The sequence below is a fragment of the Streptomyces sp. NPDC051576 genome (genome assembly GCF_040681835.1).
Taxonomy (GTDB): Bacteria; Actinomycetota; Actinomycetes; order Streptomycetales; family Streptomycetaceae; genus Streptomyces.
On the sequence record NZ_JBFAZO010000006.1, the window covers coordinates 79,201 to 102,098 of the forward strand.

Consider the following 22,898-nt stretch of genomic DNA (forward strand, 5'->3'; position numbering starts at 1 on the left):
GCTAGACCCACTTGGCCTGGAGGACGTTTATCCCGGGATAGGGCTGTGCCCTTATCCCCGTCAGCTTCCTCGGGTCCCAGGCGGTCATCAGCTCGTTGTGCACGACCGGGTAGAGCACGGCCTGCTCGGCGACGATGTCGATGTAGTCCTGGATCATCGTCTTCTTCTTCGCCGCGTCCGGCTCCTGCGTCGCCTGGTCCATGTCCTTGAAGAGCTGCTTGGCGGTCGAGTTGCCGGCCCAACGGGCGTAGCCCATCCACAGGTTCTGGGGGCCGTAGTTGTAGTGCATGATCAGGTCGGCGTCGAGGCCGAACTGGTTGGGGTTCGAGGCGGCCGCGACGACCTGGTAGTCCTGCTTCTGGTCCATCTTGGTGAAGACGGCCGTGGTCTCCTGCGGGGAGAGGGTCGTCTTCACACCGATCGCGTCCCAGGACGCCTTGATGGTCGGCAGGCAGTCGACGATCCAACTCACGTTCACCGCGAGGATGTTGACCTTCAGACCGGTGACCCCTGCCGCCTTCAGCAGCGCCTTCGCCTTGTCGGGGTCGTAGTCGTAGACCGTCTTCGCCCGCCGGTAGGTCGGGTTGCCCTCGTTGAGGAAGGACGAGGACGGCTTCCCGTGCCCACGCAGGGCGACTTGGACCATCTTGTCGGTGTCGATCGCGTAGTGCAGCGCCTGCCGCACCCGTACGTCGTCGAAGGGTTTGTGCTGGGTGTTGAACATCAGGAACAGGTTGTTCATCCCGGCGCCGCCCGCGACGGTCAGCCCGCCGCTCTGGAGCCGCTGGATGTTGGCGTAGGGGATGTTGTCGGCGATCTGCGCGCCCGCGCTCGACCCGGAGATCTTGGCGACGCGGGGTGCCGCGTCCACGATGGTCAGCCAGTTCATCGTCTTGAAGGCGGGCGGACGGGGGCCGTTGTAGTCGGCGAACGCGGCGAAGGTGGTGTTGGACTTCGGGTGGTGCGCGGTCATCCGGTACGGCCCCGAGCCGACCGCCTTGCCCTTGATCGCGTCGTCCCAGGCGCCGGGCTTCGAGAAGACGTGCTTCGGCATGATCTTGGCGAGAGTGAGGCGTGAAACCCCTTCGGGGAAGGGGAACTTGAGGACCAGCTCGACGTTCTGCGCGTCGATCTTCCGGACCTCCTTCAGCCAGCTCGCGAAGAAGCCCTGCGCGAGGGTCGCCGTCTTCGGGTCGAGGATGCGGTCGAAGACGAACACCACGTCGTCGGCGGTCACAGGGTGCCCGTCGTGGAACTTGGCGCCCGCCCGCAGCGTGAACTTCCACGAGGTGCCGCTGGTGTCCTTCGGTACGGCGGTCGCCAGTGCCGGGTACGGCGCCCGGGTGATCGGATCGGTGTCGATCAGCCCCTCGTAGATGTGGTTGTTGCCGGCCATGCCGAACGCGGAGGCGGTCTGCGTCGGGTCCCAGCTTCCGTCGTTGCCGTAGCCGATCACCGCGGTCAGGGTGCGGTTCTTGCCGGTGCCCCCGCCGCCGGTGTCGTTCGTCGACTGCGGCCCCGACGAACAGGCCGACAGGGACGAGGAGATCGCGGCCGCCGCGCCCAGCGCGCCGGAGTACTTGAGGAACGCCCGGCGGTGCAGCGCGGGCACGTTCTGGGTCACGTCTTCGCGCATGGTTACTCCAGGAGGTACGACGTCCTACGTCCTGCGGTCAGCGCGACCATAGGAGCGGCCGTGGGGGTGGTCAAGGCATCGCACACGAATGGCGTAGCCGTCAGAGGTCGGACCAATGGAAGTTTGAAGGGCACGTGAAATGGCGTAAGTTGACGCCTCTGCCGAGCCGGGCGAGGTCAGACATGGGACGTGGGACGTCCGGTGCGGCTACGATGCGGCGCATGTCCGGGGAGCCAAGGAACAGTCGGATACAGCGCGAGGTCGTCCAGCTGATCCTCGACCGCAAGCTCCTGCCCGGTGCGCCGCTGCCCACCGAGGCAGAGCTGATGGAAGCCCTCGGCATCAGCAGAAACTCCGTCCGCGAGGCCCTCAAGGCGCTCCAGGCCCTCGACATCGTGGAGATCAGACACGGCTACGGCACCTACGTCGGCCGCGCCTCGCTGACCCCGCTCGTCGACGGCCTCACCTTCCGCACCCTCACCCGGCACGAGGACGACGCGGACGCCCTGGCCGAGGTCCTCCAGGTGCGCGAGGTACTGGAGGAAGGCCTGATTCATCGGGTCGCCGCCACCGTCACCGAGCCGGAACTGGACAGACTGGAAGCGGTGGTGACCCGGATGGAGGAAGCCGGCCGCGCGGGCCACCCCTTCCCCGAACTCGACCGCGAATTCCACGAGTTGCTCTACGCCTCCCTCGGCAACGAACTCGTCCCCCAACTCCTCGGCGCCTTCTGGACGGTGTTCCGCCGCGTCGCCGGAGCCCGCGGCTGGACCGACGACCCGACCCCCGGGATCACCGTCCGCCGCCACCGCGACATCGTCACCGCGCTGCGCGCCCGCGATGTGGAGGGGGCGCAGCGGGCGATGGCGGACCACTTCCGGGGGATCGAGGCGAGGGCGGCGCAGGAGTCTCGGGGGGTGGGGTAGGGGATGCCCCCTACGCTGGCGCCGTGACCCACACCTGGAACCCCACCGACCCCGGTGTCCTGCGGCTCCCCTCCGGGCGGTTGATCAGAGGCCGTGGTCTGCGGCACCCCCTCCCGCCCGGGGCGCCGACCCCGTCGTACGGCGTGTATCTCCTGGGCCGGCGGCCGGCCGAGGTGCCTTGGGAAGCCGACTGGATTCGCTGGCCGGACTTCCGGCTCCCGGCCGACCGCGCGACCGCCCGTGCCGTTCTCACTGAGGTGTGGCGGCGGGCCGCCGTGGAGCGGGTCGAGGTTGCCTGTAGGGGTGGGCGGGGGCGTACGGGGACGGCGCTCGCGTGTGTGGCTGTGCTGGACGGGGTGCCGGCGGAGGAGGCGGTGGCCTATGTGCGGGCGCACTACGACCGGCATGCGGTGGAGACGCCGTGGCAGCGGCGGTACGTACGACGGTTCGGGGTGTCCTCAGGCGCGGCGGGCACGGAAGCGTAGGCCGCCGCTCTCCGGGTGGAGGTCGACCGCCACGTCCGTGAAACCGGCGCGTTCCAGCCGGGCCGGAAGGGTCGCCGGATCGAGGGTGTTCATCGTGTCCCGGAAGTGCAGCAGCCGGAAGCGGAGGCTCGGCTGGCTGTCGCTGCCGGCGAACGTGCCGCCGGGGCGCAGCACGCGGAACGCCTCGGCGAAGATGCGGTCCTGGTGGGCGTCCGTGGGGACGTGGTGCAGCATCGTGAAGCAGACGACCGTGTCGAACGCCCCGTCCCGCAAGGGCAGTTCGGCGCCGTCCGCGTGCAGGATCTCGGCCCGGTCGCCCCACTTCGACCGCAGCAGGCGGGCGGTGTCGGCGTCGATCTCCGCGGCGGTGAGGTGATCGACCTCTTCGACGAGGACACGGAGGTTGGCGCCGTAGCCCGGGCCGATCTCCAGTACGTCCGCGCCGAGTTCCACGTGTTCCAGGGCCCAGGGCAGGATGCGGTCCTTCGTCGTCTGCGCCCATCCCTCTGAGCTGCACAGCTTGCGGTGTGCTCGGTTCATCGGCATACGTCGACGCTAGGCGGCACCGCCGGCTGTCCGCCACGGGCTAGGCTGCCGTGTCATGTCGCGGAACGGACAGGACCGGGGCCGCCGGCACGACACGGCCATCCTCGTCGGCCAGTTCACGATGCCGCGCGGGACGTTCTTCGCCACACACTGGCATCCCGTGCACCAACTCCTGTGTTCCGAACGGGGGTTGCTCAGAATCCGCAGCGAGCAGGGGACCTGGCTGCTGCCACCGGCGCTGGCCCTGTGGATCCCCGCCCTCGTCCCGCACGCGACGGGATCGGAGGGCGACGCCGTGATGCGCGGTGTGTACGTCGACCCGGTGAGCTGCCCGCACATCGACTGGCGGGACCCCACGGTCGTCGCCATGACCCCGCTGCTCCGGGCGCTCGTCGAGCACCTGGACCGCACGGACCTGACACCGGAGGTCCGTTCACGTGCCGAGCTGGTGCTGCTCGACGAGCTGCGTCCGGTGCCGGTGACCAGCGTGGCCGTGCCCCAACCCCGCGACCCACGGGCCCGCGCGGTGGCCGAGGCGCTACGGGCCCACCCGGCCGACGGCCGCCCCCTCGCCGAGTACGGCCGCCAAGTCGGCGCCAGCGCCAGGACGTTGGCCCGGCTCTTCGTCGCGGAGACCGGCCTCGCCTTCGGACAGTGGCGGGAGCGGCTGCGCATGCAGGCCGCGCTGCCGTACCTCGCCGAGGGCCTGCCGGTGGAGTCCGTGGCGCGGCGGGTGGGGTATGCCTCGGCGAGCTCCTTCACGGCGGCGTTCCACCGCGTGGTCGGCGTGACACCGCGGCAGTACTTCCCGCGCTAGCGGAGAGCGGCCGCCACCAACTCGGCCGTGTCCGCCACCAGTTGGTTGTCGTACGGCGCGTCGGGCAGCGTCGGCTTGGTCGTCAGGACCGCGAGGACCACCGGGTCCCCGGCCTCCGTCCAGGCGATGCCGACATCGTTGGCGGTGCCGTAGTCACCGCTGCCCGTCTTGTCGGCGATCGTCCAGGTCGCGGGGAGCCCGGCGCGGAAACGGGCGGCGCTCGTCGTGTTGTTGAGCAGCCAGGTGGTGAGCCGGTCGCGGTCGGGGCGGCGCAGCACATCACCGAGGACCAGTTGGCCGTACAGGCCACCGATCGCGCGCGGGCTGGTGGTGTCGGTGATCCGGTCCGGCTCGGCCGAGTTCAGCTCGGTCTCCCAGCGGTCGAGCCGGGTGACCCGGTCGCCGAGGGAGCGGGCGAAGCGGGTGATCGCGGTGGGGCCGCCGAGTTCGCGCAGGAGCAGATTGCCCGCGCCGTTGTCGCTGTACCGGATCGCCACGTCCGCCAACTGCTCGACCGTCATGCCCTCGGCCAGGTGCGCCCGGGTCTGGTCGGAACCGTCGACCAGATCGGCCTCCGTGTAGTGCACGACCTTGTAGAGGACCTCGCCGTGCCGGTCCAGGTCACGCAGGACGGCCGCGGCGGCGAGCGTCTTGAACACCGAGCACATCGGGAACAGTTCGTCGGCGCGGTGCGCGACGGTCCTCCTCGTGCCGAGGTGATGCGCGAACACGCCCACACGGGCGCTGTGTTGCTCCTCCAGGGCGCGGAGGCGGGTCGTGATGCCGGTTGCGGTGCCGGTGTCGTCCGATGCCTGCGCGGGGGAGACGCCGGCGAGCACGGTCGCGGCGGTGGCGGCACCGGCGGCGAGCAGGGTACGCCGGGTGGTCACAGGGGTCGTAGAGGACTGTTCGGAGCCTGAGATCGCGCTCTCCTTCGTTCGGTTCGATGAGATTCGCTTCGATGAGATTCGGTTCGGTCTCCGTCGACGACCGGTCGGTTTCCGTCAACGATCTCTCCAGTGATCGACGCGAGACCTCATCCCTTGGTTGCGTCGCCGTAGACCATCGGGCGACCCCGGCACGGGAGGCGCATCGGCACAGTGGGCTCATGGCGAACACTCAGGGGATCAACAGGGCGCGGTTCCTGGCGGGGGCGCTGGCCCTCGGGACGGCGGGTGCACTCCTGCCGTCCGGGGAGGCCGCGGCGCGGACGCGGGCGGCGGACGGCCGACGGGGTCTGCGTCACCACGGCGTGGTCTACACGGTCGGCGAGGGCGAGACCCCCGCCACCGCCTGGAACCCCCGCCGCATGCGCGCCGACCTCCGCGCCATCCGCGACGAACTGCACGCCGACACGGTCGACGTCACCGGCGACGGGGTCGACCGCCTCACCGCCACCGCCGGCCACGCCGCCGAACTCGGCCTGCACATCTGGCTCCAGCCCACCCTGGTCGACGTCCCGGAGCGGGACATCCTCGAACACCTCGCGGAGACCGGCCGGTTCGCGGAACGCCTCCGGCGGCAGGGCGCGAGCGTCGACTTCAGTGTGGGCTGCGAGTTCTGGCTGTTCGTACCGGGGATCGTGCCGGGCACGACGGTCCTGGACCGGGTGCGGAACCTCCTCGACGGCACCTTCGACCCGGTCAGGATGCAGCGCAGGCTCGACGCGTTCACCAAGAAGGCGGCGGCACTGGGCCGTTCCGTCTTCCACGGCCACCTCGGCTACGCGGCTGCCCAGGACGACAAGGTCGACTGGAACCTCTTCGACATCGTGGGCATCGACTACTACTCGTACTTCCGTCAACCGGCCGATTATGTAAGGGAGTTGCGCCGCTACCAGCGCTGGGGCAAGCCGGTGGCCATCACCGAGTTCGGCACTTGTGCGTACAAGGGAGCCGAGAAGACGGCCGGCATGGGCTGGAACGTCGTCGACCACGACAAGAACCCGCAGGAGATCAAGGGACATCTGACCCGCAGCGAACACACCCAAGCGGCTTACGTGGTGGACCTGTTGGAGGTCTTCGAGTCGATGAACCTCTACGCGGCGATGGCCTTCGAGTTCGTCACCCCGGACGCCCCGCACCGCGCCGACGACCCGCGCCACGACCTCGACATGGCGAGCTACGCCATCACCAAGACCGTCGAGGATCGCCCGGAGGAGCCGGGTTCACCGTGGCACTGGGAGCCGAAGGAGGCCTTCGCCGCGTTGGCTCGCCGGTACGCCCGGGCATACCAGGAAGTCGGACCGTGACGAGCGGGAACGTATGTCTGGAGATCGGGCGGCATGACATGACGCCGACGTGCGCGTGGACAGGGGCACACCGGACACGTGACTCAGATGGTCGGTGTCGGCGTGCGGCGCGGACGGTCCGACGACTCCTGCGTCGTGATGCGCTACCAGCGGCGCGACGTCAGCGCGGCCGACGTGGCGCCGATGGCGTTGACCAACTCGTCGTCCACGGAGGACACCCGGTCCAGCCGCAGGACGTACTCCGCGGTCTCGACCAGGACCGAGCAGCCCGCACCGAGCCCCAGGACACGCGGCAAGGACGCCAGCGCCGTGAACCGCATCGGGGCGAAGAACCTCAGCGCCGCGAAGACCAACAGGTGCCGCCGATCTCGCCCGGTCCCATCGCAACCAGGTCCCGCAGCGGCACCAGGCTCTCCCCGACAGGGGTGTCGGCACCCGAGTGGCCGCCCGGCATCATGGTCAGCAAGATGAACGGCACTGTCTCGTGGACCATGCCCACCTCGGCCAGCGACATCCGCCACGGCCGACGGTGCGCCAGAGCCCACACCATCAGCGCCGCCAACGGCAGCGTGACCAGCGCCATGAGCACCACACCGTTGAACGTGTCGAAGCACCCGTGCCACCGCCCGGCCATGCGCATCGGAGCGGACATCATGAGTGGCCGACGTATGCGGTACGCGGCGTCCGCGAGGCCGAGGAGCGCGATCCCGCGCGTGTCGCGGCAATGCCGACAGGGATGGGTTGTGAGTCATACCCCCAGGCAAGCCGAAGGGCACTTGCGCCGAGGTATGTGTTTTTCCATGCGCTCGCGATGGGCGGAAAGCCCAGCGAGCGGTACAGCGTGATCGTGGCGGCGTGCGTCGGTTTCACCATCAGTCGTCGGTCCAGTCCGCGCCCCTGCCGCCGCAGGATGACGGCGAGGCTCATGATCCAACTCGCATAGCCGTCCGAGGTGTTGACGAACAGTACCTAGCCGAGCAGGCCCTTATTGTTGTCCAGGACGAAGGGTGCGGTCGCTGTGGATGTCGACCAGTTGGGGCAGGTCGGCTGGTGACACCCCGCACGGTCAGTGGTCGGGAGATGCAGTCGGTGAAAAGGGCTGGGTCGTGCGATTGCCGACAGGAGGAAGCTTTCCTCCGGAAGGGGCGTCACACTGTTATCTGCGGAAAGAAGATCAAGTGTGTGTTGACAGTGATGCGAGTGGGACGCGCACAGCCTGTTCTTTCTGATCTTTTAGGCATGGTTCCGAACATCTTGGGTAGCGGACTTACCGCGCCTGCGATGTTGGTACGGTATGCCAATCATCGTGGCATCTTGGGGGGGGCAAGTGAAGAATGCAGATGTCGCCTGGAGTGCATTCGACCCGATCGCCTATGTTGATCACAACTACCGTGGCATACAGCCAGAGGATGCGGAGATCCTGCACCTCATCAGGGATCATTTCGGCGATCATTTCCGGAAGCGGGGTGTCGGCCCGGTTTCGGGTATCGACGTTGGTGCGGGTGCCAACCTCTACCCCGCGCTCTCCATGATCCAGTGGTGCGATGAGGTCACCCTCTTTGAGCGGTCATCCGCGAACGTGGCATACCTGGAGGGTCAGGTCGACTTCTACGATCCGAACTGGGACCGGTACTGGGACGCCCTGTGCAGGAACGATGTGTACGATTCCGGCGTCGTGGATCCGCGTGAACAATTCCGCAAGGTCGTCAAGGTCGAGCAGGGCTGCATCTTCGAGCTTGGGCGGTTCGACGGCCGATGGTCCGCGGGGACCATGTTCTTCGTCGCCGAGTCGATGACCACGTCGCGTCAGGAGTTCTCGTTGGGTGTGGAGTGCTTCATGCGCGCCCTGGCCCCCGGGGCGCCGTTCGCCGCCGGCTTCATGGAACATTCAAGGGGTTATCACGCGGGTCGGCATTTCTTCCCGGCCTGTGACGTGGGTGAATCGGACGTGCGTGAGAGCCTCGAACCATTCGTTGACGACTTCATGGTGTACCGGCTGAAATCTGCCGCCAGCCTGCGCGACGGGTATTCGGGAATGCTCCTCGCCTGGGGCTGGCGTGGGGAGTCGGTGGACAAAGCATGGTCCGTTTGAGGGGCATGGAATGCAGATCAAGCCGCGCCAGCATCTGCTGGACATCTGGCAGGCAGTCGCCCGTCACTCCTTCGATGAAGGGAAATGGACATGGGGCGATTGGGGCGGAGAGAGCAGCGTCGCCGACGCAGAGCGCCTGCTCTGCCTTCTGTACCCGGCCACGGAGCTGCCGTGGTTCCGGGTGGACGACCCCGACACCACGCAGGATGACGTCCAGCAGGCGCTGAAGCGGGCGGGCGGACGGCTGGAGATTCCGGCCAACCTCGTCACGGCCGCGTCCGAGTTCATGAAGACCCACGCGATCGACCAACGGCCTTCGTTCGCGGGCGGTTACTACTTCCTGGCCGGGGACAAGGAGCAGGACCTCACCGAGGAACAGCGTCAACTCGGCGTCGTCGACTCGTTCTCGATGTCCATCACTCTCTGTCTGGCCCTGCTCGGTTTCCTCAAGGTCTACGAGTCCAAGACCCGCTGCGGTGACATGCAGGACATGATCCGCGACCTGAAGATCGCGACCAGCAACCGGCTCACCGCCGCCATGGTGAGCCTGCTGCGCTCCTTCACCGTCAACGTCTACGACAGCGACTCCTCCCAGGGCCGGACCCTCTGCGAACTCCTCGGCCAGGGGCAGTTGTCGCAGCGTCAGGTGCTGGAGAAATTCCAGCGGCGGTTCAGGCCGCTGCGCGCCGCCATCAACGAGAGCCTCATCCTCGGCCTCGACGTCCAGGAGGCGCTCAAGGACGAGAGCCAGCTCTTCGAGTGCGGCTGGGCCTGGAGCCTGGTGCGGGACGCGCCCGAGGTGGAGACCGACGAACCCATCGGGATGCAGCCCACCGGCGTCGCCAACCCGGTGCCGTACCTCTACTTCACCGTGGTCGCGCTCGACGGCATCCAGGACCTGTTCTCGGACCGCACCCTGACCCTGGGCCTGCTCAACGCCGAACAGCAGAAGCTCGCCGAGGCGCTGCGACTGCGCTGGGAGATCACCCAGCAGTACTGGTCGCGCATCGCCCGCTTCGACCGCGACCGCTGGCCGCTGGAGGACATCCCCTGGCGTACGACGGGACAGCGGCTGGAGTCCGAGTACTTCTCCCTCTCTGTCATTTCCATCCTCGTCCACGACCTGATGCGGCGCCGTGCCACCGATGGTGACCTGGCCCGCATTGTCGACGTCATGGAGCGCCTCGCCGACCGCGGTCGCATCACCAGCCGTATGACGCGCGACGACCCGATGGTGGTGCTCCACAACCCCGGCGCTACCTTGCCGTTGCTAGGCAGCGGACGGCCAGGGCCGCCCATGCAGTGGAGGATGACTGACTTCTCGGCGCAGTTGCTGAAGCGGACCATCCAGCTGTGCACGCTCTCTCGCGACCTTGGTACGCACAGCCGGCTGCTCGGACTTGCGGAGGACGCCTTCAGCCACGTGTGGCAGCGCCGTATCAGAGATGGCGAGGGTCTCGGTCTGTGGGACAACTTTCGAGGCGTGTATTCCGGATCACCTTGCTCCGGGGCGCAGGTGTCCTGGAGCATCACTGAGCGGGTCACCGAGGTGATGGTCCAGGTCCACAGCATGTACTTGCAGCCGCCGATCCGCAGCCTTGAACTCACCGAACTGGCAAAGGCATTGATCAGCGAGTCCACCCATCTTCTCGGCGTCGAGCAGATGTTTCCGGCGCCCAAATCCGATGGACAGCACGGCATGCAACTGCGCGGCATCGAAGTCAAGTTGCGCCGCGCCCGCTTGCTCGTCGACGAACAGCCGGGCACCGCCTACTCGTTGACGCTCGACGTACTGGGACAGCTCGACGCGCTCGCCCGGGCCCGCGAAGCCGCCGCGGTCCAGGGAGTGTGACCCGTGCTGATCTTCGCGGCCTCCGACAAGGGAGGCACGGGCCGCTCCGTCACCAGCGCCAACCTCGCCTACCAGCGGGCGCTGATGGGGGACGACGTCTGCTATCTGGACTTCGACTTCGGCTCGCCCACCGCCTCCGCCGTCTTCGACGTGCCCGAGGCCCGCCAGGCCGCCGAGGACCGCGGACTGCACTCCTACCTGATAGGCGAGATCAGCGAACCGGTCAGGATCGACGTCTGGGCGGACACCGAACACCGGGTGCTGCGCAACCAGCCGCCCGGCGCGGGCCGGCTGATCCTGATGCCGGGTGACCTCAGCGGCGGCGAGTTCGCCACCTCCGGGGACAATCTGCGCCGCTGCGTGGACCTGCTGCTGCGCCTCAACAGCGAGTTCGACCTGATCGTCGTCGACCTCAGCGCCGGCCGCAGCTACGCCGTCGACATGGCGCTGGCGGCCACCTCGCAGCGCTCGATGAGCGGTGTCCTGGCCCGCTGGCTGGTCTTCCACCGCTGGACCCGCCAGCACGTCGAGGCCGCGGCGAGCCTGGTCTACGGCAAGCGCGGCATCCTCGCCGGCGGCGTCGCCCGTGGCCACCAGGAGGACGTGCTGCGCGACGCGATCCGCTTCGTCCCGGCCGCCGTACCCGATCCCGACTCTGCACTGTGGTCGCAGGCCACGCCCACCCAGTCGGCGTGGATGGCCCAGTGCGACACCGAGCTGAAGCAGCTCGCCTCGCACCACGGCATCGGACACAGCCAGGTGCTCGGCTCGGTGCCGCTCGAACCGGTCCTGCAGTGGCGTGAGCAACTCATCACCGATGAGGACGTGCTCGACAGTCAGATTGCCACCATGGAGATCTGGAAGGCGCTGAACGATCTGGCCGCACGACTGACCGACGACAAGTACTGGGAGGGGGCATAGTAGCCAGCCGAATGCTGTACAGGTGGACTTACGGCGACTCGGATAGTGTCGGTTCTGGTGACAACGTTGCCCGAGCCCGGGCGCCTGATAGATCCGGACCACGGAGGCGAAGCAGTGTCGGCCAGTGCTGTGGTGATCGGTGCAGGAGTCTCAGGGCTCACTACGGCAGTGTGCCTGGCGGAGTCCGGCATTGAGGTTCGGGTGGACACTGCCCAGCGCCCCGGCGCGACGACTTCGGCGGCTGCCGGTGCGATGTGGGACCCGTACCTGGCCGAACCCAGTGACTTGGTCGAGCGATGGGGTCGGGAGACGCTGTCGGAATTGACGATGCTGAGCGCGGAGGCGGAAACCGGAATCAGGCTTGTGGAGGGGACCCAGGAATCAAGGGTCCCCCGTGACATGCCGGTCTGGGGCAGTCTGGTGGATGCGCGTATGTGCTCGCCGGACGACCTTCGACGTGGGTTCGTGGCCGGATGGCGATACCGCGCCCCCGTCGTTGACATGCCTCGGTACCTTCGTTACCTCGCCCGACGGCTTGAGCAGGCTGGCGGATCTATGCGTCGTCACCATTACGAGACGCTCGACGAGGCGTGTGGGGAGGCGTCGGTCATCGTCAACTGCTCGGGGGCCGAAGCCCGGTTCCTGGCAGGCGATGAATCGGTCGACGCGGTGCGAGGCCAGCTCGTTGTGGTGGAGAACCCCGGCATCCACACCTTCTTTTGCGACGACACCCTTGGGGCCGAGGACCTCACCTACATCTATCCGCACACCGACGTCGTGGTCCTTGGAGGAACAGCGGAGCGGGGCGTCTGGGAACTGCGGCCCGACGAGGGCGACGCCCAGGAGATCATCCGGCGCTGCGCCGCCGTCGAGCCGTCGATCGCCGGAGCCCGGGTGATCGAGCATCGGGTGGGGCTACGGCCGGTTCGGGGCCGGGTCCGGCTTACGTATGAGTGGCACGAGGACACGCTGCTGCTGCACAACTACGGCCACGGCGGAGCCGGACTGACCCTGTCCTGGGGGTGTGCCCGCGAGATCGTCGAGCGGGTACTTGCGATGATGTGGTCCGCTCCCTGACCCGCGCTGCGCGAGCTACTCCTTGAGCTGCCATTGCCGGCGCTCCGCGATGTCGGACTCCGCGCCTCTGCGGAAGAGGTACAGCCAGGTACGGGCCGCAAGTGTGGCGATCAAGACGGTGCTCCACGGCCAGCTGGTGACATCCGCCGTCACCAGCGCCGCACCGACCGCTGGTGAAGCGGCCGTGAGCACGATCAGGGATAGCTCGAACCGACTTCGTCGAAATCGGTGGGCGATGGAGAACTCGGAATTCTCATACCAGGCGATCGCAAAGCTGAATACGATGGCGAGGATCATGGTTGTCCAACGATCACTGCTGGCCTGTGCGTAAGTGACGGGGAGTGAGATCAGGAAGGGAAACACGCCGCCGTACTCCGAGAGCACGTTTCCCCACTTCATTATCTTGCCGAATGAGTTCGAGCGGATCCGAGCGAGTTCGCCGGATGCGCTCGCATAGATGATCAGGGAGAGCACGGTGCTGAACGTCGCCCCGATGAGGAGCAGTCGCACGTCGTCGGGGAATCGGGTCGACGAGAATGCGAAACCCAGTAGGAATGTGATGGCGGCGAGTATTGAACCGGAGAAAGCTATGCCGGCTGCGGCTTCCCCGGACTGGAGGGTCGCGGGGTCGTCCTGCTCGAACCGGGCGACTTCAAAAGCGGGTTCACCCCCCAGCATTACTAGTCCTGTCACGGCGTGGTCGGCAGGCGACAGGCTCTCCGCGAGTTGCGTATGGGCGACGACAGGGACAAGGTGACGGGCGTCCGGATCCATGTACTCCGCGCGGGATCTGTATTGATAGTGGATGTGGAGAGCGCCGCGTGTCCCGCCGACACGCATGACCCGGGTTCCCTTGAAGTGGCAGGCCAGCAGGAGATGAGCAACCTCCAGTTGCTCCGTCCTCACCATGGCGGATATGAGGGGCGGTTCGCTTGATTTCCGGGGAGTTCTCATCACCGCCTCGGTCAGTAGCTGCTTGGCTATACCCTGGCGGCGCATTTGCTCGCGAACCGCGATCACCGAAATCCGCACGTGTTCCGACGAGGGGATTTCCGTGGCGATGCACCCGACCAATTCACCTGATGATTCGGCTACCCGAACCAGGTCGCGGTCAATGGCGTCGGCGAGGAGCGCCAGCGACGGAATGATCGCCGGTTCACAAGAATCGGTCAGTAGTGAGCGCAACGCGGTGAGGTCAGCCGCGGATGCCGACCGGGTGGGCCAATTAGCCATGTCCATCCGTTTCGTTCAGCTCAACATCCGGCGTCGTGTGGTTGCCGGTCGCTGAATCCTACAGATCAACTTCACGTCGCACAGGTACAGTTGAGGTACAACGACCGTGGCGATTTCGCAATCTGTAAGTTCCACCACACGGAGTGGAGACAGCATGACGGAGTCTGTGTTCAGGGAGACCACTGGGGAGTTGCGTACTCAGTCCGTGCCGCTGGCCCATCTCTCACTGGAGCTGGGCCACCTCTACATGGAGGACTTCGAGGCCGGCCCCGAGCGGCTGCGCGAGCACTTCGCCGAGGTACGGATCTGGGTGGAGGCGGCCCGCGCCGCCACCGCCCGCCGGATCGGCGGCAAACGCCCCCGCATCAGCACCTGCTTCCTGATCGACGACTACTTCACCCGCTTCTCCACCCCCGCCGAACTCATCCCGCTGGTCCTCGAAGAGGCCGAGAGGGCCGGACTCGTCATCGACTACCTGGCCCGCGAGTCGGGCTGCGCGGTCGCCGACCGGATCGAGCTGGCCGAGTCCGTCATGCACCGCCTCGTGGAATCACCGCCGCCGGGCAGCCACGGCTCCCGCCCGCCGGTCAGCCAGACCGGCTGGCTCGCCAACGGCCTGCGCACCACGCCCACCCGCAGCGCCCTCGCCGAGATCGTCACCTGGCAGCCGCCCCAGGAGACCGCGGCCCGCAACCACTCGGTCTTCATGGACGTCGAGCTGTGGTCCGAGACGGACAAGGGCCGCCTGTGGTCCTGCCCGTTCCTGGCCGCCGTATGGCAGTTGGCCCGCCTGGGTCTGCTACGGCATCTCGGCGAACCCGTGCTGGTCCCCAAGCCCTGGACCGGCGGGGACTTCCCGCGCGACTGGGACCGGCTGCCGCCGTTGCTCAAGCTCAACGACTCCAAGGTCGCCTTCAGCGCCTACCGCACCTGCACGCTGATGGCGAACCGGTTCCTCGCCGTCGAGGACGCCGTACGGCTCATCCTCGACCAGGTCGACGTCGACTCCGAGGCACTCGCACAGGTCGCCAAGCGTTCCGCGGGCGAAGGCGTCGCGGTGCCGGAGGCGGTGGCGCAGCGCGCCACCTACGTCTTCTACGAGGAGCCCGCCAACCCCGCCTCACCCGACGGGACTTGAGATGACGACCCCCGGACGGCCCCCGCGTTCGGTCCTCGCCTGCGGCGAGGTGCGCACCTCTCTGCTGCCGTCCTTCCAGGCACTGGACGGCCGCGCCGCCGCCCAACTGCTGAGGCTGCGCGCCGACGAACACGTCCGGGTCTCCGAGCGGCCCAACCTGTACGCCCTCTCGCCCGAGGTGCTGACCGGCGTGGACTGCCGGCTGCCCACCTCGAACGGCGCCAAGGTCCGGGCCGTCGGCACGGTGGCCGCCCGCGCGGCGCTCACCGAGGGCCGGGTCCTGCAGTCCACCGCCTACTTCAGCGCCCCGGCCGCCGGCCCCGACGTACGCCGTCCCTGGGGGCACTACCTGGTGCGGCCCGGAGTGGTCGAACCGTTCGGGAAACTGCCCGAACAGGCCACCGCCCAGGGCGTGTTGCGGGGCGGCGGGCGCGGCGACCTCGACCTGGGGATGATCGCCGAGGGTCTGCTGGCGCAGTTGGTGCGCCATCCGCTCCTCGACCACAAGGCGCCGTTCAAGTCCCGCCGCACTCACCTGCGTTGGGCGGCACGACTGACACCCGAGGACCAGGAGCCGTCGCTGGAGCGCTTCACGCTGGCCCAGGACGGCCTGCGGACCGTCGAGTTGAGGGTGCCCGAGAACATCCCGGCCGCCGCGGTCGCCGGGCTCTGCGAAGACCTCGCGTTGCACGACTGGCTTTTGACGACGGTGGTGCACATGCTGGAGAACAGCCGGCTCGGTGCGGCGGACGGGCCCGCGGCGGTCCTGGCGCTGCGCCCGGCCGTGGATCACCTGCTGCATCTGTGGATGCCGCGCGCGCACGTGGACCGGACGCTGGGACACCTGTGGGACGTACTGGAGCGGGAACCGGGCTTCAGCCGCCAATGGGAGAACCTTCGCCAGCGCATCCGGGACCAACTGGCCATACAGGCCATTCCGTTGCTGCACCAGGCGCTGAGCACGCGCTGACGGGGAGGTTCAGATGAAACGGGCGGCGTGGACAGGAGCAGTGGCAGGGGCAGCTGCCTTCCTCGTGACGAGTGCCCTGAACATGGACAACGACAGCCAGTGGCAGTGGACGATGTCCATCCTGCTCGGCTGCGCGACCCTCATCCTGCAACTGCTCGTGGACTTCGGTGAGCGGCTGGAGGCCGTCCAGGAGAACCAGAAGCGCCGCATGCGGGACATGAAGGACAGCCTTTCCAGCCATCATCTGGAGATGCGCGCGGCGGTGGACGAGAGCTTCGCCAAGATCAACGCCGCCACGGAGCTGTACAGCAAGGTCGACGGCTCGGTGCTGCGCTCCGACGAGGTGACCCGGCTGGTGCTGGGCTACACAAAAGTCGGCGAGCAGGGCGCGGACCTCGTGAAGGCCTTCGCCGAGGAGGAGTTGGGCCGGCTCGCGCTGCTCATGGAGAACCTCGGCAACGGCACGGCGGACTGCCCCGGCGAGAACCACGAGTGGCTGATCGACCTCACCAAGTGCGTCAAGCGGACGCTCTACGCCACCAGCACGTCCGTGGACCGCGACTTCTGGTCGAGCGAGCCCGCGCGGCGCTATCTCGCCGCCCAGGAGGTCGCGATCAAGACCCGGCGGGTGCAGATCCGGCGCGTGTTCCTCGTCGACGAGGAGTCGGAGGTGACCCCGAGCCTCCGCCAACTCTGCGAGCGGCACAAGAAGTTCGGGATCAACGCGCGTATCGCGGTCCGGTCCCTGCTGGAGCCGACCGCGCAGATGAACTCGTTGAACGACTTCATCGTCCTGGACGGCGAACTCTCCTACGAGACCGAGCCCGACATCCGGGTCATGCCGGCCAAGACGACGCTGAAGATGACACGCGAGCACGTGGCGGAGCGCGTACACCGCTTCGACGTCCTGTGGGAGGCGACGGAACCCGACCGAGCCCCGGAACCGGAGCCCGAGCCGGACGATCGGAGGACCGTCACACGTCCCGCCGATCCACTGCGACAACCGTGACCACCGCCGCGACCACCGCCCACACCGCGAACACGACCCAGGCACCGGCGACGGTCGTCGGATAACGCTCGGCCAACGTGTAGGGCGCGTGGCCGTAGTCGACCTGGACGAGGCGGCGCCAGGCGTTGAACGGGAGCGCGTTGCGGACACACGCCGTCCAGTGGTAGCGCTCGGTGACGAAGGTGGGGAGGAGGAGCAGGAGGCCGGTCGTGAGGACCATCGTCGTGGCGCTGTGCCGGATCAGCGCGCCCATGGCCATGCCGACCAGCGCGGACACCGGAGCGAGCAGCGCCGACGCGAGAACCACCCGCAGGGCGCCGGGGTGGCCGATCGACACGCCCAGGCCGCGGCCGGACAGGATCGCCTGGGAGGCCGCGAAGGAGGCCGCCGCGACGACCGCGCCGTACACCGTCATGACCGCGGTCACCACCACCGCCTTCGCCGACATCAGGGCCCGGCGGTCCGGCACGGCCGCGAAGGTGGTGTGGATCAGCCCCGTCGAGTACTCGCCGACGACCGTGACCGCGCCGATGCTCGCCACCGTCAGGACCAGGATCATCGCGGCACCGTCGGTGAAGGCGTCGAAGAGCGCGGTGGTGGCGAAGCGGGACCGCATCATCGTGTTGTAGTGCGGATAGTTGACGTAGTCGGCGCGCGCCGCGTTCGCGTTGAAGGCGACCACGGCCAGGGCGCCCATGCCGAGCGCCCAGTAAGTGGAGCGCAGGGTACGGAGTTTGATCCATTCGGCCGCCAGCAGATCGCCGAAGCGCGCGACGGGCATGTCCAGGGTGGTGGTCGTCATCGGGAGTCTCCGGCCAGGTAGTCGGCGCTGTCGGCGGTCAGTTCCATGAAGGCCGCCTCCAGGGAGGCGTGCTCGGTCGTCAACTCCCGCAGCAGGAAGCCGTGTTCGTGCGCCAGCTCACCGATCCGGGCAGCGCCCGTCCCGGTCACCTTCAGCGTCTCCTCGTCGTACGGCGCCACCACCGCACCCTCCGCCGCGAGGACGGCGGCCAGTGGGCCCGCGTCGGGTGTCCGGACGGTCACCGTCGGCGCCGTACCGCGCGCGGCGAAGTCGGCGAGGCTCTCGGCTGCGATCAGCTCGCCCCGGCCGATGACGATCAGTTCGTCCGCCGTGTTCTCCATCTCGGACATCAGATGGCTGGAGACGAAGACCGTGCGGCCCTCCGCCGCCAGCCTCCGGAACAGCCCCCGCACCCACAACACCCCTTCCGGATCAAGCCCGTTGAGGGGTTCGTCGAAGAGCAGGACGGGCGGGTCGCCGAGCAGGGCGGTCGCGATGCCGAGCCGCTGTTTCATGCCGAGGGAGTAGCCACTGACCTGGCGCCGGGCCGCCGCCCCGTCGAGCCCGACCTCGGCGAGCACCTCCTCCACCCGGCCCGCCGGGATGCGGTTGCTGCGGGCCAGCGTCCGCAGATGCGCCCGCGCGGACCGCCCGCCGTGCACATCGCCCGCGTCGAGCAGCGCGCCGACGTGCCGCAGCCCACGCGCATGGCGGCGGAAGGCGTGCCCGCTGATCGTGGCGCTCCCGCCGCTGGGCCGGACAAGTCCCAGCAGCATCCGCAGAGTTGTCGTCTTGCCCGCGCCGTTCGGGCCCAGGAAGCCGGTGACGTGTCCTGGGCGGACCGTGAAGGAGAGTTCGCGTACGGCGGTCGTCGGGCCGTACCGCTTGGTGAGTTCGTTGGCTTCGATCACGGGACCACGGTCGCGCGGGCGACCGGCCCCCGGCATCGGCCCGCCGCTGACACTCGTACGGCGCCGGTGTCGACCCTGGTTGTACATCTCCGGGCCGATGACCGCGCCCGCCCCGCGCTCCTAGGATCGGCACATGCCCGCCACCCCGCCGCTGCCCCTGCTCAAGCGTGTGCCGCCGGGCGCGTGGCCGGGCGTGCCGTGGATCTTCGGCACGCTGTTCGCGATCCGCGCCTTCTTCCACCTCCCGTTCATGCCGGTCGAACTCTTCCCGCCCACGGCCGACGGCTGGGCGCTCATCGCGTGCGGCGGCGTCCTGGCACCGGCCGGTTGCGCGCTGCTGAGCCGGCGTCCGCTGTCGGGGCTCGGGCTGCTCGTGGTGGGGACGTACGCCGTGACGCTCGGACTGAACGGGCTGACCCTGGGGCTGATCCACTACGGGGCGATCGACATCGCCGTGGGCTGGATCGCGGCGAGCTTCTCCCGCCGTCGCAGCCTCCCCGCCCTCGTCCTCGCGATCGCCGTGCTGCCGTTCTACCAGCTCACCCGGACCGGTCTCGGCCGGCCGCTGCTCTTCACCTACACCACGGACCAGGGCACTTGGCGCGGCTGGATGACGATGGGACTCACGGCCGTCGTCGCCTGGCTGATCGGCAACTCCGTCCGGCAGAACCGCGCGTACACCGAGCGGCTGAGCACCCAGGCCGCGACCCAGGCGGTCACCGCCGAACGCCTGCGGATCGCCCGGGAGATGCACGACACCGTCGCCCACAGCATCGGCATCATCGCCCTCCAGGCGGGCGCGGCGGCCCGGGTCACCACGACCCAGCCGGAGGCCGCGCGGGAGGCCATGCGGGCGGTGGAGCACGAGGGCCGGGAGACGCTCGCCGGGCTGCGCCGGATGCTGGTCGCGCTGCGGGCGGCCGACAGCGGGGTTCCCGGCGTGGCCACCGGCCTCGGTGACCTCGACCGGCTCGCCGCCACGACCACGGCGGCCGGGGTCCGCGTCGAGGTGTGCCGGCGCGGTGAACCGCGTCAACTCCCGCCCGACATCGACCTGTCGGCGTTCCGCATCGTCCAGGAGTCCGTCACCAACGTCGTACGGCACGCGGGCACCCGCGCCTGCCGGGTCACCCTCGACTACCGCGAGGACGAACTCGCCCTGGAGGTCACGGACGACGGACGCGGCCATGGAACCGTCACCGACACCGGCTTCGGGCTGGCGGGCATGCGGGAGCGAGTGGCCCTGCTGCACGGCGAGTTCACCGCGGAACCGCGCCCCGAGGGCGGCTTCCGGGTCGCGGCCCGGCTCCCGGTCCCCGCGGTGGTGGCCCGATGAACGCCCCCGTCCGCGTCCTCCTCGCCGACGACCAGCAGCTCATCCGGACGGCGCTGCGGATGGTGATGGCCGACATCGACGACGTGGAGGTGGTCGGGGAGGCGGCCACCGGCGCGGAGGCGGTCCGGCTGACGGCTCAACTCGCCCCGGACGTCGTGGTGATGGACATCCGCATGCCCGGGATGGACGGCATCGAGGCGACGCGCGAGATCATGAGGGACTCCTCGGCGGGTTCGTCCGCCGCCCGGGTCGTCGTCCTCACGACCTTCGACGACGACGATCACGTCTACGGCGCGCTGCGCGCCGGAGCCTCCGGGTTCCTGGTCAAGGACATGGCCCTGGACGACATCATCGGCGCGGTACGGGTGGTGGCCGCCGGGGACGCCCTGATCGCCCCGAGCGTGACCCGGCGCCTGATCCACGACTTCGCGTCCTCCCGCCCCGAACAGGCCCGGCCACGTCGTGAGTTGACGGGCATCACGGGACGGGAACGCGAAGTGCTGACGTTGGTCGGCTCGGGGCTGTCCAACACGGAGATCGCGGCCGAGCTGTGCATCAGCGTGGCCACGGCGAAGACGTACCTGACCCGCCTCTTCACCAAGCTGGACGCGAGGGACCGCGTCCACCTGGTGATCCTGGCTTACGAGGCAGGGCTGGTCTCGGTGGGCTAGCGGGTCATGCCCCGGGCGGCGGCGGTACGACCTGGCCGTAGTCGCTGCTGGAGTAGTCGCCGTCCGCGAGGAAGCCGGGGTCCTCGCCCTGCTCGATGTACGGCGGCGGGTCCGTGTTGACGGACATGTCGCCGTTGGAGTTGATGCTGACGGTCACCTTCACCTCGCCCGCGGGCGGGCTGTCGCCGTAGCCGAGCTTCTCGGGCAGGTAGCCCTGGTACTGCTGGGGGGCGGAGTTGGTGACCTGGAAGGTGCCGTCGATCGTCTTGGCCTGGTTGATGCTGCCCCAGGTGGTGTCGGTGCTGCTGATCGAGGCCGTGGTGCCGCTGGTGAGATTGCCCTGGCCGTCCCAGCAACGGGTGATGGTGATCGTCGAGTTGGCCATCGTGGTGTCGAAGAAGAGCGAGTCGGAGTTCCAGTGCCAGTGGAACTGGTAGCCGCCGTCGCAGGTGGTGGCCTGCGCGGTGCCCGGCGCCAGGAACAGCGCGAGGGGTGCGAGGCCGAGGACGGAGAGTTGGACGCTGCGTTTGCGGAGTGCGGTCAGCATGCGGTCAGGCTCTCAACTGCCGTACAGGGAAAGGAAAACCCTTCGACGGTGGTCGAAGGGTTCGGTGGCCCGGTCCTAGCCGTCCAGTAGGGCCAGTCCGAGTGGCGTGAGCGTGTGCAGGACCGCCTGGCCCGCGCGGGAGGTGCTCAGCAGGCCCGCCTCCCGCAGCACGCCCGCGTGATGGCTCGCGGTGGCCGGTGCGATGCCGACGCCGTGGGCCAGTTCGGTGGTCGTCATGCCGTGGTGCTCCGCGAGCGACTCCAGGACCTCCGTACGGGTCTGCCCGAGCAGCGCGCCGAGGGACGCACGCGGCCGGGGCCGGCCCACGGCGGTGTCGTGCGCCATCGGATAGACCACGACGACGGGCAGGCCGGGGTCCTTCAGGAGCGTCGGGTGCCGCCAGCAGAAGTACGACGGCAGGACCAGCAGCCCCCGCCCGTCGAGCCGCACGTCCCGGTCCACGCCACCCACGCCGCTCACTTCGAGAACCGGCGGTCGCCAGGAGAGGCCGGGGTGGAGCCGGCCCAGCAGGCCGTCCAGGTGACCCTTCGTCAGGAAGCGGTCGTGCAGGGAGCGTTCGGCGTCCAGGCGGGTGCGGATGCCGTCCCACCAGGGTGCCAGGGCGATCCGGACGTAACTGCGGAGCGCCTTCGCCAGTTGCGCTACGGCCTCCCGGTCGCCGTCGGCCAGCGACGCGGCCCAGGACGGTAACCGCCGCCCCGTGTGCGCGAGTTCGAGCAGATCGTGCCGGAGCCGCTGTCGCGGGGTGGAGAGCAGGGCGCCTATTCCCGCCTCCAGACCGCCGGCTCCGCCCGCCGGGGTGAGGAAGTCCGGCGAGTACCCGTTGGGCGGTGCGAGCCTGAGCAACTCTCTCACCGGGGCGGGTAGTTCGGGCCGTACCGCCCGCCGCCAGGGGCCGAAGACGGCCGACGCGGCGTTCGTCTGGAGCACGTGCATGCTGAGCAGCGCTTCCCATAAGGGGTCGGGTGTCTGCGCCAGCCTGATGTGTGCGAGGTCGTCGTCCGTGAAGTGGATGCGTACCGGCATGGGTGGTCTCCCCCGTTCGAGCCTCGTTCCATGGTCGGAAGAGGAGGGGGTGCGCACCCGGCCGCAACGCCGACCTTCACGGGATCGGCGCCAATGCGGACGATCGGTGAGGAGACCTTCCGCGGTTTCCGAATGGCCTGTTCGAATGGCTCGATATAAGCGCCGGAGACGAAAACCAGTGCTCCGAATCGTTGGCCATAGCCAACCCCTCTGACCTGCGCCGCACTTGCGGTCGACAGACTCCTGCCGAGTGTAGGGGCGAAAGCGCACCCCGTAGTCGAGAAGCGTGAAACTCGAAAAGGGAGGGGAGCCAGGTGTGGGCACACTATGCGGAGGCGAAGGACACCTTGGTGGAATTGCGGATTCGGGTGCGAGGAGAGCGATGAAGCCGCCCGTCGGATCGGTCGCCGTGGATACCTGTACCGGGAGAGTGGGGATCGTCATGGGGCACGTCGGGCCCTACGTCCAGTTGCGGCCCTACGGTGGCGGCCGGGAGTGGGACGTCGAGCCGGCCGCCGTGCGGGACGCGACCCCGGCCGAGCGGCTGAGCGCGGCGACCGCGTACGCGAACGCGCGCAGCCGGGGCGAGGTGCCCTGAAGCGTCGTGGGGTGCGGAGCCGTAGGGGACAAT

The 22,898-nt window shown here is 68.6% G+C and carries 24 protein-coding genes; 14 read left to right on the top strand and 10 right to left on the bottom strand.

Features of this window, described 5'->3' with window-relative positions:
* Position 1 precedes the first annotated feature (1 nt).
* The gene (locus AB0M63_RS21035; RefSeq protein WP_366020426.1) at positions 2–1,636 is read right to left on the bottom strand and encodes an ABC transporter substrate-binding protein; all 1,635 of its coding nucleotides are present in this window, start codon (positions 1,634–1,636) and stop codon (positions 2–4) included.
* A 212-nt stretch (positions 1,637–1,848) separates the two neighbouring features.
* Here AB0M63_RS21035 and AB0M63_RS21040 point away from each other — a divergent pair, with 212 nt between their 5' ends.
* Together AB0M63_RS21040 and AB0M63_RS21045 are read left to right on the top strand one after the other, a co-directional pair.
* Positions 1,849–2,562: a FadR/GntR family transcriptional regulator gene (locus tag AB0M63_RS21040; RefSeq protein WP_355923410.1), complete on the top strand. Its 714-nt coding sequence runs from the start codon at positions 1,849–1,851 to the stop codon at positions 2,560–2,562.
* Between the two features lie 23 nt (positions 2,563–2,585).
* Complete coding sequence (locus tag AB0M63_RS21045) at positions 2,586–3,047, top strand: protein-tyrosine phosphatase family protein (RefSeq protein ID WP_366020427.1); 462 nt, start codon at positions 2,586–2,588, stop codon at positions 3,045–3,047.
* Here AB0M63_RS21045 and AB0M63_RS21050 read toward each other — a convergent pair.
* On the bottom strand, positions 3,021–3,593 hold the full coding sequence (locus AB0M63_RS21050) for a class I SAM-dependent methyltransferase (protein WP_355923406.1): 573 nt from the start codon (positions 3,591–3,593) through the stop codon (positions 3,021–3,023). The genes AB0M63_RS21045 and AB0M63_RS21050 overlap by 27 nt on opposite strands.
* Before the next feature lie 55 nt (positions 3,594–3,648).
* Between AB0M63_RS21050 and AB0M63_RS21055 the strand changes: the two genes are divergently transcribed.
* Entirely contained in the window at positions 3,649–4,410 is a 762-nt protein-coding gene (locus AB0M63_RS21055; protein ID WP_366020428.1) for a helix-turn-helix transcriptional regulator, read from the top strand.
* Here the strand turns inward: AB0M63_RS21055 and bla are convergent.
* Positions 4,407–5,300, bottom strand: coding sequence for a class A beta-lactamase (gene bla / locus AB0M63_RS21060; protein ID WP_366020429.1), 894 nt, complete (start codon positions 5,298–5,300; stop codon positions 4,407–4,409). The two genes, AB0M63_RS21055 and bla, sit on opposite strands and share 4 nt — an antisense overlap.
* Before the next feature lie 218 nt (positions 5,301–5,518).
* Here bla and AB0M63_RS21065 point away from each other — a divergent pair, with 218 nt between their 5' ends.
* On the top strand, positions 5,519–6,661 hold the full coding sequence (locus AB0M63_RS21065; RefSeq protein WP_366020430.1) for an abortive phage infection protein: 1,143 nt from the start codon (positions 5,519–5,521) through the stop codon (positions 6,659–6,661).
* A 143-nt stretch (positions 6,662–6,804) separates the two neighbouring features.
* Here the strand turns inward: AB0M63_RS21065 and AB0M63_RS21070 are convergent, their stop codons facing one another.
* A complete protein-coding gene (locus tag AB0M63_RS21070) occupies positions 6,805–6,981 on the bottom strand; it encodes a hypothetical protein (RefSeq protein WP_355923400.1) in 177 nt (58 codons plus the stop codon).
* Between the two features lie 14 nt (positions 6,982–6,995).
* Positions 6,996–7,301 (bottom strand): hypothetical protein, encoded by a 306-nt coding sequence (locus AB0M63_RS21075; RefSeq protein ID WP_366020431.1) that lies wholly within the window; start codon positions 7,299–7,301, stop codon positions 6,996–6,998.
* Positions 7,302–7,988: 687 nt separating this feature from the next.
* On the opposite strand from AB0M63_RS21075, the gene AB0M63_RS21080 reads away from it, so the two are divergent.
* The 4 genes from AB0M63_RS21080 (at position 7,989) to AB0M63_RS21095 (ending at position 12,603) form a co-directional block, all read left to right on the top strand.
* Positions 7,989–8,753, top strand: a complete 765-nt coding sequence (locus AB0M63_RS21080; RefSeq protein WP_366020432.1) for an SCO2525 family SAM-dependent methyltransferase — start codon at positions 7,989–7,991, stop codon at positions 8,751–8,753.
* Between the two features lie 10 nt (positions 8,754–8,763).
* Positions 8,764–10,605 (top strand): SCO2524 family protein, encoded by a 1,842-nt coding sequence (locus tag AB0M63_RS21085; protein ID WP_366020433.1) that lies wholly within the window; start codon positions 8,764–8,766, stop codon positions 10,603–10,605.
* Positions 10,606–10,608: 3 nt separating this feature from the next.
* The gene (locus AB0M63_RS21090) at positions 10,609–11,526 is read left to right on the top strand and encodes an SCO2523 family variant P-loop protein (RefSeq protein ID WP_355914006.1); all 918 of its coding nucleotides are present in this window, start codon (positions 10,609–10,611) and stop codon (positions 11,524–11,526) included.
* Positions 11,527–11,658: 132 nt separating this feature from the next.
* Positions 11,659–12,603: an FAD-dependent oxidoreductase gene (locus AB0M63_RS21095; RefSeq protein WP_355914380.1), complete on the top strand. Its 945-nt coding sequence runs from the start codon at positions 11,659–11,661 to the stop codon at positions 12,601–12,603.
* Between the two features lie 15 nt (positions 12,604–12,618).
* Here AB0M63_RS21095 and AB0M63_RS21100 read toward each other — a convergent pair whose 3' ends face one another.
* Positions 12,619–13,836, bottom strand: coding sequence for a GNAT family N-acetyltransferase (locus AB0M63_RS21100; protein WP_366020434.1), 1,218 nt, complete (start codon positions 13,834–13,836; stop codon positions 12,619–12,621).
* Positions 13,837–13,990: 154 nt separating this feature from the next.
* Between AB0M63_RS21100 and AB0M63_RS21105 the strand changes: the two genes are divergently transcribed.
* Genes AB0M63_RS21105 through AB0M63_RS21115 form a run of 3 tightly spaced genes read left to right on the top strand, consistent with a single transcriptional unit; the run spans position 13,991 to position 16,953 of the window.
* Positions 13,991–14,974 carry an SCO2522 family protein gene (locus AB0M63_RS21105; protein WP_355914012.1) on the top strand — a complete coding sequence of 328 codons (984 nt, stop codon included), beginning with the start codon at positions 13,991–13,993 and terminating at the stop codon, positions 14,972–14,974.
* Between the two features lies 1 nt (position 14,975).
* The gene (locus AB0M63_RS21110; RefSeq protein WP_366020435.1) at positions 14,976–15,944 is read left to right on the top strand and encodes an SCO2521 family protein; all 969 of its coding nucleotides are present in this window, start codon (positions 14,976–14,978) and stop codon (positions 15,942–15,944) included.
* Between the two features lie 40 nt (positions 15,945–15,984).
* Positions 15,985–16,953 (top strand): hypothetical protein, encoded by a 969-nt coding sequence (locus AB0M63_RS21115; protein WP_366020436.1) that lies wholly within the window; start codon positions 15,985–15,987, stop codon positions 16,951–16,953.
* Here AB0M63_RS21115 and AB0M63_RS21120 read toward each other — a convergent pair.
* Together AB0M63_RS21120 and AB0M63_RS21125 are read right to left on the bottom strand one after the other, a co-directional pair.
* Entirely contained in the window at positions 16,919–17,755 is an 837-nt protein-coding gene (locus tag AB0M63_RS21120; RefSeq protein ID WP_366020437.1) for an ABC transporter permease, read from the bottom strand. The two genes, AB0M63_RS21115 and AB0M63_RS21120, sit on opposite strands and share 35 nt — an antisense overlap.
* Positions 17,752–18,666 carry an ATP-binding cassette domain-containing protein gene (locus AB0M63_RS21125; RefSeq protein WP_355914021.1) on the bottom strand — a complete coding sequence of 305 codons (915 nt, stop codon included), beginning with the start codon at positions 18,664–18,666 and terminating at the stop codon, positions 17,752–17,754. Before AB0M63_RS21125 ends, AB0M63_RS21120 begins: the two co-directional genes overlap by 4 nt.
* 133 nt (positions 18,667–18,799) lie before the next feature.
* Between AB0M63_RS21125 and AB0M63_RS21130 the strand changes: the two genes are divergently transcribed.
* Both AB0M63_RS21130 and AB0M63_RS21135 read left to right on the top strand, forming a co-directional pair.
* Positions 18,800–20,002, top strand: a complete 1,203-nt coding sequence (locus tag AB0M63_RS21130) for a sensor histidine kinase (protein WP_366020438.1) — start codon at positions 18,800–18,802, stop codon at positions 20,000–20,002.
* Entirely contained in the window at positions 19,999–20,673 is a 675-nt protein-coding gene (locus tag AB0M63_RS21135) for a response regulator transcription factor (protein ID WP_355914027.1), read from the top strand. The genes AB0M63_RS21130 and AB0M63_RS21135 overlap by 4 nt, the downstream gene beginning before the upstream one ends.
* A gap of 4 nt (positions 20,674–20,677) precedes the next feature.
* Here the strand turns inward: AB0M63_RS21135 and AB0M63_RS21140 are convergent, their stop codons facing one another.
* Both AB0M63_RS21140 and AB0M63_RS21145 read right to left on the bottom strand, forming a co-directional pair.
* A complete protein-coding gene (locus AB0M63_RS21140; RefSeq protein ID WP_355914030.1) occupies positions 20,678–21,220 on the bottom strand; it encodes a hypothetical protein in 543 nt (180 codons plus the stop codon).
* A 75-nt stretch (positions 21,221–21,295) separates the two neighbouring features.
* Complete coding sequence (locus AB0M63_RS21145; RefSeq protein WP_366020439.1) at positions 21,296–22,267, bottom strand: winged helix-turn-helix domain-containing protein; 972 nt, start codon at positions 22,265–22,267, stop codon at positions 21,296–21,298.
* A 382-nt stretch (positions 22,268–22,649) separates the two neighbouring features.
* On the opposite strand from AB0M63_RS21145, the gene AB0M63_RS21150 reads away from it, so the two are divergent.
* Entirely contained in the window at positions 22,650–22,865 is a 216-nt protein-coding gene (locus AB0M63_RS21150; protein WP_355914036.1) for a hypothetical protein, read from the top strand.
* The last annotated feature ends 33 nt before the right edge of the window (positions 22,866–22,898 follow it).

What these genes read in the sequence shown, in the direction of transcription:
- AB0M63_RS21035 (WP_366020426.1), bottom strand. Translation starts at nt 1,636, where the DNA reads ATGCGCGAAGACGTGACCCAGAACGTGCCCGCGCTGCACCGCCGGGCG.
- AB0M63_RS21040 (WP_355923410.1), top strand. Translation starts at nt 1,849, where the DNA reads ATGCGGCGCATGTCCGGGGAGCCAAGGAACAGTCGGATACAGCGCGAG.
- AB0M63_RS21050 (WP_355923406.1), bottom strand. Translation starts at nt 3,593, where the DNA reads ATGCCGATGAACCGAGCACACCGCAAGCTGTGCAGCTCAGAGGGATGG.
- AB0M63_RS21055 (WP_366020428.1), top strand. Translation starts at nt 3,649, where the DNA reads ATGTCGCGGAACGGACAGGACCGGGGCCGCCGGCACGACACGGCCATC.
- AB0M63_RS21065 (WP_366020430.1), top strand. Translation starts at nt 5,519, where the DNA reads ATGGCGAACACTCAGGGGATCAACAGGGCGCGGTTCCTGGCGGGGGCG.
- AB0M63_RS21070 (WP_355923400.1), bottom strand. Translation starts at nt 6,981, where the DNA reads ATGCGGTTCACGGCGCTGGCGTCCTTGCCGCGTGTCCTGGGGCTCGGT.
- AB0M63_RS21075 (WP_366020431.1), bottom strand. Translation starts at nt 7,301, where the DNA reads ATGCGCATGGCCGGGCGGTGGCACGGGTGCTTCGACACGTTCAACGGT.
- AB0M63_RS21085 (WP_366020433.1), top strand. Translation starts at nt 8,764, where the DNA reads ATGCAGATCAAGCCGCGCCAGCATCTGCTGGACATCTGGCAGGCAGTC.
- AB0M63_RS21100 (WP_366020434.1), bottom strand. Translation starts at nt 13,836, where the DNA reads ATGGCTAATTGGCCCACCCGGTCGGCATCCGCGGCTGACCTCACCGCG.
- AB0M63_RS21105 (WP_355914012.1), top strand. Translation starts at nt 13,991, where the DNA reads ATGACGGAGTCTGTGTTCAGGGAGACCACTGGGGAGTTGCGTACTCAG.
- AB0M63_RS21110 (WP_366020435.1), top strand. Translation starts at nt 14,976, where the DNA reads ATGACGACCCCCGGACGGCCCCCGCGTTCGGTCCTCGCCTGCGGCGAG.
- AB0M63_RS21120 (WP_366020437.1), bottom strand. Translation starts at nt 17,755, where the DNA reads ATGACGACCACCACCCTGGACATGCCCGTCGCGCGCTTCGGCGATCTG.
- AB0M63_RS21130 (WP_366020438.1), top strand. Translation starts at nt 18,800, where the DNA reads ATGCCCGCCACCCCGCCGCTGCCCCTGCTCAAGCGTGTGCCGCCGGGC.
- AB0M63_RS21135 (WP_355914027.1), top strand. Translation starts at nt 19,999, where the DNA reads ATGAACGCCCCCGTCCGCGTCCTCCTCGCCGACGACCAGCAGCTCATC.
- AB0M63_RS21140 (WP_355914030.1), bottom strand. Translation starts at nt 21,220, where the DNA reads ATGCTGACCGCACTCCGCAAACGCAGCGTCCAACTCTCCGTCCTCGGC.
- AB0M63_RS21145 (WP_366020439.1), bottom strand. Translation starts at nt 22,267, where the DNA reads ATGCCGGTACGCATCCACTTCACGGACGACGACCTCGCACACATCAGG.
- AB0M63_RS21150 (WP_355914036.1), top strand. Translation starts at nt 22,650, where the DNA reads ATGAAGCCGCCCGTCGGATCGGTCGCCGTGGATACCTGTACCGGGAGA.